Below are 11798 nucleotides of genomic sequence, written 5' to 3' on the forward strand. Positions count from 1 at the left end.
GCCCGGTCGTGCGGATCGTCGGGAAACATCGAGTGATTTCATGCATGTTTTCCTCTTGAGAATCTTCCAGAAGTCCTGTCAGATGGGGCCGATTGGTGATAGGATAACGCTTCTGAAAGACGGGAGCGCCGTGGCCACAGGACGAGTGTCCCTCTGGGGATCTGCCGAAGAGTTGCCCTCCCTATTCCCTGTGAGGACGGGGCTCGGGCGAGAGCCGGGAGTCATTCCATGGGAAGGCGGGAGCCGGGGTGGGGAGTGCTTGCCGCGTTCGTAATCGCCGTGGCAGCCACGGGATGCGGCCGGGTTGCCGCGGCAGAGGACACGGTGGTGCGGGATGAGTCGTTCTTCGTCGAGCAGGTCTATCCCATGCTGCACACCGTGCAGTGCGAGCGATGCCACACCGATAATGGTGTGGCATCCGACACGCTCCTCGAATTTCCGGGAGAGGATCCGAACGAGTTGCAGATTGTGGCGTTCGGGCTCTCGATGATCGATCTGGTTGATCGGGAGGATCCCCGACAATCATTGCTGCTGACGAAGCCCACGAGGCGCACGGAACACACCGGAGGCCGACGGATCAGGCCAGACAGCGAAGACGAGCAACTCTTGCTGAGCTGGGTCAATTACCTGGCTGGGCTCTCGGACGATCAGGTGCGCGAGGCACGCGAGACCATCGCCCGGTCCGAGGTGCGAGAGCTGGAGCCGTTGACCGTCCGGCGTCTGACGCATAGTCAGTACAACCACACGGTGAGCGACCTCCTCGGCGACCAGTCTCAACCGGCCAACCGTTTTCCCAAGGAAGACTTCATCAACGGATTCAAGAACCAGCTCGAAGCTCAGGGGATCTCTCCGCTGCAAGCAGAGGCGTATGGCAAGGCGGCAGAGCGCCTGGCCCTGGCGGCCTTTCGGGGAGGGGATCACCAGGGGTTGATTCCTCGCACGCCCGAATCACCGACCGATGCCGAGGCCGCAGGCGAGTTCGTCCGGCAGTTCGGGCTCAAGGCCTTCCGCCGCCCCCTGACGGCGGATGAAGTGGCCCGCTATTGCGACCTGTTCCTAGAGGAGGCCGGCCGGGCCCAGGATTTCGAACGGGGCGCCTCGATGGTGATCGAGACCATGCTGCAGTCGCCCTACTTCCTGTTTCGGGTGGAGCGGGGTGCGAACGGCCCGGATGCGGATTACGAGATGGCCAGCCGGCTTTCGTACCTCCTGTGGGATACGATGCCCAGCGATGAGCTGTTCCAGGCCGCCGCAGCGGGCGAGCTGTCGTCACCAGGGCAGATCGAAGCGGCGGCCCGTCGGATGCTCGACGACCCCCGAGCCCGGAGTGCGCTGGACGAATTCCTGGCCCAGTGGCTCCGATTCGATCGGGTGCTCGATGCCACGAAGGACCGTCGCCGGTTCCGTCAGTACAACGCCGAGGTTGCCGCTGCGATGGTCGAAGAGACGCGGCGCCTCTTCAACGACCTGGTCTGGAATGATCGGGATTTCCGTGCGATCTTCACGGCCGATTACACCTTCATCAACGCGGACCTCGCCCAGCTCTATGAGCTTCCGATGCCGGAGGAGGAATTCGGCAAGGTGGCCTATCCTGCCGAGTCTGGACGTTCCGGGGTGCTGGGTCACGGCTCCTTCCTGGTGGCGACGAGCAATCCGGCAGAGACCTCGCCAACGGCCCGGGGCCTGTTTGTCCGGAACCACTTCCTCGGGCAGGAGGTCCCACCGCCTCCGGCGGGCGTCAGCACGGATTTGCCGGTCGTCACCGAGGCCGCTCCCATGACGAACCGCGAGCGGCTTGCGATTCACCTGAACAGCGAGTCGTGCGCCTCGTGTCATCGCCTGATCGATCCGATCGGGCTGGGTTTCGAGAATTATGACGCGATCGGTGCCTACGAGGAGACCATGAGGCTCCAATTCGGAAGGGGGCGGGGAAACGCTTCCCAGGAGGGTGGTCCGACGACGATCGAGCTGGAGATTGATCCCTCGGGGTACATCCAGGGGATCGAGAACTCTGAGTTCTCGACGCCGAAAGAGCTGGGGCGGCTGCTCGCTGAGAGCGAGACGAGCCAGCGGGCCATCGTCAAGCAGTTCTTCCGGTACGCGTTTGGTCGGCAGGAGACCGTCAACGATGAGCCGGTCCTCGATGGTCTGTATGAGGCGTTTCGTGACTCCGGGTTCCGTTTCCGAGAGTTGATCGTTGCCTTGATCACCTCAGAACTTTTCCTCCAGAAAGGAACGGAATAGATCATGGCCACGCGAGATCCCCTGTCCCGTCGTGCGTTCTTGAGGGGCGTGGGCCTGTCAGGCGCCGCGATCCAGATCGGGTTGCCGACCTTCGAGGCAATGCTGAACTCCAGCGGGACGGCGTATGCCGCTGAGGCGGGCGTGCCGGCCGATCCGATCGAGACGCGGTTCGTCTACTGGTTCAATGGCAACGGCATCATCGAGAAATACTGGATTCCGCGCGAGGATGGGCCGGACTACGCGATGACCCCCTGCCTTCAGCCGCTCTCGCGGTTCCGGCAGGACATTCATGTGATCAGTGGCGTCGACAACCCGGCGGCCCGCCTGCCCGGGCCGGGCAACGGCCATCACAACTCGATGAGTGGGCTGGTCTCGGGCGAAATGTTCTCGGGGCGAGGGGCAGGCGGACCCTCGATCGATCAGGTCATCGCTCAGGAGATCGGCTCCCAGAGCCGCTTCCGCTCGCTGCAGATCGGAGTCTGTCAGGAATCGTTCGGCGAGAGCATTCAGCGCAACATGAGCTGGGCCGGTCGCGACCGACCGTTGCCGCCAGAGATGTTGCCGCATCGGCTGTTCGACCGTCTGTTCGGCTCCAAGGAACCGTACTGGATTGAGCGCAAGAAGAGTATTCTGGACGCGGTGAGTGACGAGGCGAAGTCGCTGAAGGCGGGCCTTGGTTACAGCGACCAGCAGCGGCTGGACGAGTACCTGACCTCGGTGCGAAGCCTGGAGCGGTCGGTGGCGAGCCTCCCGCCGGAATACACACAGGTCGTCGAGCAGCCGCCGGAGGGGGGAGACCTGAAGGACTGGCCCCGGATCGCGAAGCTGCAGACCGACCTGCTGGTCCACGCGCTGGCGTCGCGACAGACTCGAGTGGCCTCCTACATGCTGTCCAAGTGCCAGGGGCTTTCGCGGTTCCCTTGGCTGGGATACACGTACGAGCGGCACCACGAGTACACGCACGGTCGGGTCGAGTCTCCCGAAGGCCAGCGCATCATGCGCGACATCTGCCGCTGGCACGTCGAGGAGTTCGCCTACTTCCTCGCCAAGCTCAAGTCGATTCCCGAAGGGGACGGGACCCTGCTCGATCACACCTGCGCGCTGTTCGTGCACGAGCACGCCGAGGCCAACTCCCACAAGAACGCCGGCCTGGCCATGATCCTCGCCGGTCACGCCGGGAATCTGAAGACCGGGAGGCATACCCGGGTGACGGGTACGGTCGGCGATCTGTACCTGACCCTGGCCGAAGAGGTCGTCGGGGCGCGGATCGGCGATTTCCCGACGGGCGAGACGAAGCTGTCTGAGATTGTCTGAGCGGTCGCTCGGGGATCGAGGGCTTTGGGACTCAGCCGCCGCGGCGGTCTGACTCGGGCTGCTCGATCCTTGGCGTCTCCCACCAGCTCACCTGGCATTCGGGCAAGGCCTCGCGCAGGGCCTCGACCTGCTCCGGGGCGAGGTCGAGGCCGCCGAGGAAGAGCTGCTTGAGGCCCGTCATCTCGGCCAGTTGCGACACGGCTCGGGCCGAGAGGCGTGTCTCCTGCAATTCGAGGATTTCCAGGCCCTTCAACTGGAGGAGGGCCGGCACGGCGTCGTCGTCGATGCCCGAGGCGTTCCAGAGCTTCAGGTGCCGCAGATCCGGCAGCTCGGCCAGCGCCTCGATTCCCCGGGCGGTGACGCGTGTGCCGCTCAGGTCAAGCGTGCGCAGGTTGCGCAGGCGAGCCAGCTCCGCGACGCCGCGATCCGAGATGTTCGTCTGCCCGAGGTCGAGCACTTCGAGCGGATCGAGGTCGGCGATGTGGACGATGTTGAAATCCGTCACCGCGACGCTCCAGAGGCCCGAGTCGGTTCGCTGCCGGCCCGAAACGCTCAGTTCGCGGAGCATGGGGAGCGTTTTGAGCAGGGGGAGGGAGGCGCCACTCATCTTGTTGCCGCCGAAGGCGAGGTATTCGAGCTGATCGAGGCTCACCAGGACGTCGAACAGGTCGTCGTTGACGCGACTCTGGCCGACGTCGAGCCATCGGAGCTCCGTCATGCCGGAAATGTGCTCGAAGACCTCGCTGGTCACCTTCGTCCCGCGGACGTTCAGCGATTGAAGGTTCGTCCAGTGCTTCAGATGTGCGATGCCGACGTCGGTGACGTACTCGGCATAGTACAAATTGAGGTGTTTGACATGCTCGAGCGGAGCCAGGAGTTCGAGGCCGAGGTCGGTGACCTTCGTGTAGGACAGGTCGATGCGCTCGAGTTTCGGCAGGAGGGCGAGCGTCTCCAGGTCCGAGTCGGTGAGCCAGGCGTGGCTCAGGTCGACGCTGACGATCGCGCCATCGGCATTGCGGGAACAGCGGGCCCCGAGGTCAGCAAGCTGGACGGCGAGATCGTCGTCGGTCGGGGTGGTCGATGCCCAGAACAGGGGGGCGATGAGGCAAAGGGAATTCAGGAGAATCGTCATCGTGATGTGCCCTTGGTCCGTTCCCGAGGCGCAAGCGTTGTGAGCATCACCGAACGTTGAGGGAGCCGAGGGGATTCCTGAGGCGGTCAGCTCCGGCGACGCTTGGGGTCGCTTGATCGGGGGTCGAAGATGATCTCGCACTGCGGCACCGCCTCGCGGATCTGCCGGTGCCCGTCCTCGGTGATGAAGGTGTGATAGAGATTCAATGCGACGAGGTCGAGGAACCGGGTCAGGAGCGGGACGCTGGCGTCGGTGATGTGGGTGCTGTCGAGGCTCAGTCGTCGGAGATTCGCCAGGCTGCCGAGAGATTGCAGGCCGTCGTCGCCGACCTCGGTATAGTCGAGATTCAGGTCTTCGAGGTGGGAGAGGCCGCCGACGACGGGCATGCTGGCGTCGCCGATCCGGGTCCGGATCAGGCCCAGCTCTCGAAGCTTCTGGAGTGGTTCCAGGTGAGCCATGCCGTCGTCGGAGATCCTCGTGTAGCTGAGTCCCAGCGCGGTAAGTCCCTCCAGGCTTGCCAGGTGGCGAAGGCCCCGGTTGCCGATGTCGGTCCCGGCCAGGTCGAGCCGCCGAAGTTCCTGAAGTCTCTCCAGGAGGGCCAGGCCGTCGTCGGTCACATCGGTGAAGGCCAGGACGAGTTCCCGAATGGTGCCAATCTCCGAGAGATTGGCAACTCCTTGATCATCGATGGGTGCGTCGGAGAGCCGCACCCGTTCCAGGGCGAGGTCCGTCAGGTCGGCGAACCCTCGGCCGGAAAGCTGCGTGTGCGACAGGTCGAGCGTCCGCAGGCGGCTTAGCCCGGCGAGGTGGACGAGGCCCGAGTCGGAGATCATCGTGCCGTTCAGGTCCAGCTCCGCCAGGCCGACCAATCCCGCCAGGTGACGCATCCCCAGGTCGCCGATCTCGGTCGAGCGGAGCCGCAGGGTCCGCAGGTGGTGCAGATCCTTCAGGTTTTCGAGCAGCTCGTCGGTCACGCTCGTTCCTTCCAGCGAGATCTCGACGAGCCTGTCATCTTCGACGACGGTTCGGCCGCCGATCGAGCGGACCCAGTCGGCCACGGCCGCGTCTCCCGCGCCGGCCACGAGGCGGTCGGCACCTTCGGGCAACTCCGGCCGAACCGTGGAGTCGAAAAACATCGGGGTGCAGCGCGGAATCGCATCGCGGAGCCGATCGACACCGGCACGAGACATCCGGGTGTAGCGAAGGTCGACCGTTCGAAGGTTCTCCAGATCCTTGAGCACGTCAACCGCCACGTTGCTCACGCGGGTGCCGTACAGGTTCAGTTCCTCCAGGCCGATCATCCCTGCCAAGTGGACGATTCCTTCGTCGGAGAGGTCGCTCCCCTGAAGGTTCAACGTCTTCAGTCGGGTCAATCCGCTGAGGTGGGCAATCCCGGCGTTGGTGATCTTCGTCCCGCCCAGGTCGAGCTGTTCGAGGTTGACCAGGCCCGCGAGGTTCTGAAGGCCCTCGTCGCTGATAAGCGCGTCTCGCAACAGGAGCGTCCGCAGCCTGGTCATGCCGCGCATCTCTTCCAGGCCCTCATCATCCACGGGACAGTAGACCAGATCGAGCGCCTCAAGGTTCGTGAACGGCGCCAGGTGGCGGCCTCGGACCTGGGTGTCTTCGATGCTCAGGCGCCGGAGGGTGGGGCCGAGGGGGGCGATCGCTTCGATTCCGTCGTCGTTGAACTTGATCGATTCGAGATAGGTATCGCTGAAGGTAAGTTCTTCAAGGCTCGAAAGAGTCGCGATGTGGCGCGTTTCTCGGCTGTAATCCACGCGGGCCCCCGCACTGGGGTTCCACATCGGCCCGGGCAGATGCAGCGCTTTGAGGCGGGTCAGGCCGGACAGCCGCTGCAAGTCGGGCGGGTCGAGATTCGTCCCCACGAGGTCCACTCGCTCCAGGTGGAACTTGTCCGACGGGAGTTGCATCACCTCCCTGATGCGGCCGGGCCTGCCTTCCAGTTGCACCGAACCACCCAGCAGGATCACCCATTCGGCGACCTGCCGGTCCGGCGATTCATCCTCTGCGAGAGAGGCGACAACGGCAGCGGACGGGAAGGACCATACGAGGATTCCCAGAATCGTGCGTCGGATTAAGGAATTGCGGGGACGATCGCTCGCATCTCGCCTCTTCATAGTGTTATCTTTGTATGAAGATGAGTAAATAATCTGTCGGTGGGTTTGCCGGCTGCCAACACCCCCGGTCGATAGGGGTGCGGAGGAATGTGGACGACTGGCGGAGGGTCTGACCCCAGGCGAGGGTGCCGATTCGTCCGGGCGATCTCGCATCGTAGCGCCTCGGAATCGTCCAGGCAAGAAATTCTCAGGACATCGGGACATGGAGCTCGTGCCTCGGAGATAGGACGACGCAAGGTTCGAGATGGTGGGTTCGGGGTTCGGGGGTGGCGACCTCTTGAATCAAGGGCTTGCGGATTTGAGCGATTCGAGATACGAGAGCAAGTCAGCAGCCTGCTGGGCGGTCAGGTTGGCGATCTGGCCCTCGGGCATCAACGAAGTTCGAGACGGCCGGAGTTCGTCCACGTTGTCGGCCGCGAGGACAATCTCGGTGCCCTGGACATCGCGGAGGATGACAGACTCCTCGTCTCGCCCGACCAGGAGCCCGGTCAGCAATCGGCCGTCGGCCGTGGCGACGGCATAGGTGGCGTACTTCGGCTCGATCCGGCGTGAGGGTTCCAGCAAGCTCTCCAGCAGGTCTTCGCGAGATCGAAGTTCCCCGATGCCAGACAGATCCGGGCCGACTGCCGTGCCGCGCTCGCCGATGTGGTGACAGGTCCCGCACTGGACCGATTGCGACCAGAAGAGTTCCGCTCCACGGTCGGGATCCCCCTCAATCGCCAGGATGGATCTGGGTCGGGGATTGGAACCGAGAGTCCGCGCACCCCGGACATGGGACGGGAGATAGCCCTCGAACAGTTCGCGGATCGGCCCGCTGGGGATCGTCGCGGCCTCGGCCAGCAAGGCGTCACGATCGGAGGGGGGGAGCGCTCCCTGGCCAAGCTTTCGCGCCAGACGCATCGCAGATTGGGGGGAGGAGATCCAGGGGTCTGACGGTTCGACCTCATGGCTCTGGCCGGTTTGCTCAGCGTCGGACCGCATCGAGGTGATCCATTGCGCGACGAGCTCCAGGCCCTCCTCGTCAGGCTGTTCGGAGCCGATGTGCGGCATGCGGTCGCGGCCGAACTTGGCCATGCGGAAGTAAAGGGTGCTGGAGTACGGTTCTCCTGGCGTGATGATGCGGGCGTCGGGCAGGGCGAAGTCCCCACGCGTGGGGGGGACATCGACGGCGTTCAGGGCGTTCAGCGGGAGAGTGAACGGGAGGCGAAGGGGGACCGAGCCACCCCCGTGGTCAGAATGGCAGTGGCCGCAGTTGGCGTGCAGGTAGGAGCGAGCTCTTGCATCGAGCGGATGGTCGGGATTGGCTGGATCGGCCAGGCTCTGTTCGAGCGCGGCCGTCGTGTCGTCGAACGGAGGGAGCGGCCTCTCCTCATCATCGGCCCGGAGGAGGAATCCCGCCTCGGTCAGGGAGACGAGCTGATTCTTCCCATCGGGCCCCGGCCGGTTCAACTGCTCGGGGAGGAAGGCCAACGCGTATTCCGATTGATTGCTGTGGCAGGACATGCACTGACCGCGGCTCTGAAACTGCCAGACGCGATCGGGACCCAGTTCGGGCAACTCCATCTCGGCCCCCTCGGCGGGGACGAGATCGGCGTCGGTCTGGTCCTCTCGCCAGGCGAAGGTGTAGGCCCGCCATTCCAGGCCATCGTAATGCAGGAGCTGGGTTTCCAGGCGCCTCTCGGCCAGCGAGAGGGTGCGCATCAAGACCGCGTCTTTGGGGAAGTGCATGCGGAAAGCATGCCAGTCGACCAGGCCGCGGATGGGCTTTCCGTTGGCGTAATACGTAGCCGAGGATTGGCCCGGGAAGGCGGCCCAGTGCTCGGCCGTGGCCCCGTCGAGCCATTGGCGGCTATTGATCTGAAAGGGGATGACCCCGTCGGCCGGCTCGTGATGCTCGACCGAGGCGAACAGGCCGGTTTCGGACAGGGTGGTTGGGAACGCGACGTTCCGCTCGCCGCCCTGGCTCCGTTCCAACGTGTGGATGGTGCCGGCCTCGTGGTCGAGGAAATAGAGCTCGCCGTCGCGGTTCTCGCAGAAGGCCACGAAGCGGATCGACGGGCGGGCCAGTTCGGGCATCTCGATGGTGCGGCCTCCCTCGAAGCGGGCGGCCCAGAGGCGGCGGGTCTCCCAGTCGCCGAAGATGTAAGACCCGAACAACTCGGGGAAATTCTTGCCACGATAAACCATGCCACCGGTGACGCTACAGGCGATCGCGTGCGGCAGCTCGATCAGCGGGGGGTGAATCGGTGTGGGGCCGACCTGATCCGACTTGATCGGCTGCGGCCCCTCCATCGCGGCCCAGCCGTAGTTCCCCCCTTTCTCGACCCGATACACCATCTCCCAGAGTTCCCAGCCGACGTCTCCGACGAACAACTCGCCGGTCTGGCGATCGAAGCTCATACGCCAGGGATTGCGGAAGCCATAGGCCCAGACCTCGGGGCGGGCCCCCTCGAACGAGACGAACGGGTTGTCGTCGGGGATGGCGTAGTTTCGGCCCTCGTCCTTGCGGTCGACGTCGATTCGGAGGATGGAGGAGAGGAGGTCGGAGATATCCTGGCCCGTGTTGAGCGGGTCCGGCGGGTTCGGGCTGGCCGCGTCTCCGGTGGAGATGTAGAGGAAGCCATCGGGTCCGAAGTGGAGATCGCCTCCGTTGTGGCCGCCTTGAAGGAAGGAGATGACAATCTCCTCGGACGATGGGTCGATTCGAGGTGGGTCCGTCTGGGTGACCGTGAACCGTGACACGCGCGTTCCGTCCTTGAGATTCGGCTGGCTTCGATCCGACCCCCGCAGGGTGTAGCAGATGAAGCACTGACGATTGCGCTCGAAGTCTGGGTGGAATGCCAGGCCGTAGACCGCTTCGACCCCCTCCGCGCCTTCGAGCCGATCGAGGGTTTCCAGTTCCCGAGGGAGGTCGAAGAAGAGTTCGGCCTGGGCGTCCTGATCATCGGCAAACGAATAGAGGACGCCAGACTGTTCGCCGACGATGAAGCGTTTTGCCGCGGGATCTCGGACGATGAGCAAGGGATTGGTGAACTTCAAATTCGGGAACACGCGCACGACGTCGAACGGCGGAGGTGGATCGGGAGATCCGACAATTCGGGAGGAGGTCCAAGGAGTGCGGTTCGGGAGGGGAGGCGCGGCGGGCTCGGGCGAGCTTCCCTGGATTTTGGCCGTGCCCGACCACGCCACGAAGCTACCCAGGAGCAGCAGGACCAGAATCATCGGAACGGGACGGTTGGCGGTAATCGCGGATGATGACATAAGCGGCTCTCCGAACGGTGGACCCGGCGAACGAAGCCATCAGAAGGGTGTATGATATCCTATCTCGTTCGATCTCTGTGATGGCCGGCGGAAAAACGGAGTGTTGGCCGGTGTCCGACGGTCGGTCAGAACAACATCGCCCCACGTTTGCCTCGGAGCGACTAGGTCAGGATTGAGGGTGGCTCCACCCCATCACCGATCCGACGCCACGAGAACTCTGCGTGTTCACCGACGATGTGGCGGGCCTTATACTGCCGCCAGAGTTCGCGGGGGCACCCGGCCGAAGAACCCGAAGGCGGCGATCATCCCCTCCAGGGCCGCCTCGATCCGCTCGAAGGGCAGGACCAGCACGAAGGGGCATTGGAGTAGGCCGAGACGTCAGAACTGATCCTTTGGAAGACGGTCGCTGTAGAGGGGGGATGAAAGCACCCCTGCTCGTCCGACCGTTTACCCCCGATCAGAGCCGGATGATCCGGGCGGGCCTCCGCTTCCCTTCGGCCTTTACGCTCCGCCGTTGCCAGATCCTGCTGGCCCGCGCCGAAGGGCTCAAGCCCTCCGCAATCCGCGCCCGGCTCGGCTTCTCGACCCAGACCGTCGGTAACGCACTGCGCGCCTTCGAGGCCGAGGGTGTCGCCTGCATGCAGGAGAAGTCCCACCGCCCCGCCTCGGCCCGCCCGGAGATCGACGACGGGGGCAGCGAACGGATCCACGCCTTGCCGCACCGCAGCCCACGCGACTTCGGCAAGGTTCGAGGGTGGCAAGGCTGGGCCGCTCGACGTGGATCCGAGGGCTTCCAGGGTGACAGACTGGTTGGGGAGCAATTTCGAAGTGACGCAGGCAATTCGGGAGAGGATCAACTGGGTGGGTACGGTGGCTCCCTCTAGAGTGCAACAATCGGTTCGCGTGTGAACCACAATGGTTCTTCATACAAGGCTAAGAGCGAACGTGTTATTCGATTAGAATCGCTCACGAGGATGATTCGGGAATAAACGGAGTTGATTCGAGGCATGAGTCAGATTCCACTCAAGAAGGAAAACGAAGTCGTCAAACTGCTGGCGTGACGACAGGAAACGAGTGGTTTGCTCTTCAGGAGACACTTGGAATGCCTGAGTCTGATTCAGGACGAGGGCCGGGGGCTGACCAGAGAAACCGTCGCTCGTGCTCGTTGATAGGGACGTCGTTAATGCTTGCCTCTCGACGCCGCATCAGGCCTGCTGCATCGAACTCCCAGAGTTCATTCCCATATGCACGAAACCACTGTTCCTTTTCGTCCCGATACTCGTACTGAAATCGTACGGCGATTCGGTGATCGGTGAAGCTCCAAAGAGACTTGACGAGGCGATAGTCACGTTCCTTTTTCCATTTTGCGCTCAGGAATTGTTGTATCTGATCCCGTCCTCGGAGGAACTGATCTCGATTTCTCCACTCGGAGTCTTCTGAATACGCGAGTGAGACCCGTATTGGGTCACGACTGTTCCACGCATCTTCGGCGGCACGCACTTTGGCGGCAGCGGTTTCGAGCGTGAATGGTGGTCGGAGAGAATTCATGTCGAAACCCTTCCGTGATCGTGAAATGTCAACTGAGTTCAATCGCTTGGGCTGACCCTCACGCAACATCGTGAGACGATGCGTTGACGGCACGACGCAGGCTCCAGTACCCAAGGGGGATGGTGAGCAAGCGTCGGTCGGTTTGGTCGTCGGAAATGTCG

7 protein-coding genes are annotated in these 11798 nt (G+C 63.5%); 3 read left to right on the forward strand and 4 right to left on the reverse strand.

Features of this window, described 5'->3' with window-relative positions:
• Window positions 1-228: 228 nt before the first annotated feature.
• On the forward strand, window positions 229-2244 hold the full coding sequence (locus HG800_RS07680; protein ID WP_169975503.1) for a DUF1592 domain-containing protein: 2016 nt from the start codon (window positions 229-231) through the stop codon (window positions 2242-2244).
• Between the two features lie 3 nt (window positions 2245-2247).
• Complete coding sequence (locus HG800_RS07685) at window positions 2248-3558, forward strand: DUF1552 domain-containing protein (protein ID WP_169975505.1); 1311 nt, start codon at window positions 2248-2250, stop codon at window positions 3556-3558.
• A gap of 31 nt (window positions 3559-3589) precedes the next feature.
• On the opposite strand, the gene HG800_RS07690 is transcribed toward HG800_RS07685, so the two are convergent.
• From HG800_RS07690 to HG800_RS07700, 3 genes are all read right to left on the reverse strand, one after another.
• Complete coding sequence (locus tag HG800_RS07690; protein ID WP_169975506.1) at window positions 3590-4690, reverse strand: leucine-rich repeat domain-containing protein; 1101 nt, start codon at window positions 4688-4690, stop codon at window positions 3590-3592.
• An 86-nt stretch (window positions 4691-4776) separates the two neighbouring features.
• The gene (locus HG800_RS07695; RefSeq protein ID WP_169975508.1) at window positions 4777-6621 is read right to left on the reverse strand and encodes a leucine-rich repeat domain-containing protein; all 1845 of its coding nucleotides are present in this window, start codon (window positions 6619-6621) and stop codon (window positions 4777-4779) included.
• Window positions 6622-7110: 489 nt separating this feature from the next.
• Complete coding sequence (locus tag HG800_RS07700) at window positions 7111-10089, reverse strand: PQQ-dependent sugar dehydrogenase (protein ID WP_169975509.1); 2979 nt, start codon at window positions 10087-10089, stop codon at window positions 7111-7113.
• A 419-nt stretch (window positions 10090-10508) separates the two neighbouring features.
• Between HG800_RS07700 and HG800_RS07705 the strand changes: the two genes are divergently transcribed.
• A complete protein-coding gene (locus HG800_RS07705; protein ID WP_169975510.1) occupies window positions 10509-10973 on the forward strand; it encodes a helix-turn-helix domain-containing protein in 465 nt (154 codons plus the stop codon).
• Window positions 10974-11175: 202 nt separating this feature from the next.
• On the opposite strand, the gene HG800_RS07710 is transcribed toward HG800_RS07705, so the two are convergent.
• Window positions 11176-11637 carry a nuclear transport factor 2 family protein gene (locus HG800_RS07710; protein ID WP_169976291.1) on the reverse strand — a complete coding sequence of 154 codons (462 nt, stop codon included), beginning with the start codon at window positions 11635-11637 and terminating at the stop codon, window positions 11176-11178.
• Window positions 11638-11798 lie beyond the last annotated feature (161 nt).

The sequence above is a fragment of the Tautonia rosea genome, assembly GCF_012958305.1.
In the GTDB taxonomy this organism is placed as follows: Bacteria; Planctomycetota; Planctomycetia; order Isosphaerales; family Isosphaeraceae; genus Tautonia; species Tautonia rosea.

Coding starts and splice junctions, on each gene's coding strand:
- HG800_RS07680 (WP_169975503.1), top strand. CDS start 229: ATGGGAAGGCGGGAGCCGGGGTGGGGAGTGCTTGCCGCGTTCGTAATC.
- HG800_RS07685 (WP_169975505.1), top strand. CDS start 2,248: ATGGCCACGCGAGATCCCCTGTCCCGTCGTGCGTTCTTGAGGGGCGTG.
- HG800_RS07690 (WP_169975506.1), bottom strand. CDS start 4,690: ATGACGATTCTCCTGAATTCCCTTTGCCTCATCGCCCCCCTGTTCTGG.
- HG800_RS07695 (WP_169975508.1), bottom strand. CDS start 6,621: ATGCAACTCCCGTCGGACAAGTTCCACCTGGAGCGAGTGGACCTCGTG.
- HG800_RS07700 (WP_169975509.1), bottom strand. CDS start 10,089: ATGTCATCATCCGCGATTACCGCCAACCGTCCCGTTCCGATGATTCTG.
- HG800_RS07705 (WP_169975510.1), top strand. CDS start 10,509: ATGAAAGCACCCCTGCTCGTCCGACCGTTTACCCCCGATCAGAGCCGG.
- HG800_RS07710 (WP_169976291.1), bottom strand. CDS start 11,637: ATGAATTCTCTCCGACCACCATTCACGCTCGAAACCGCTGCCGCCAAA.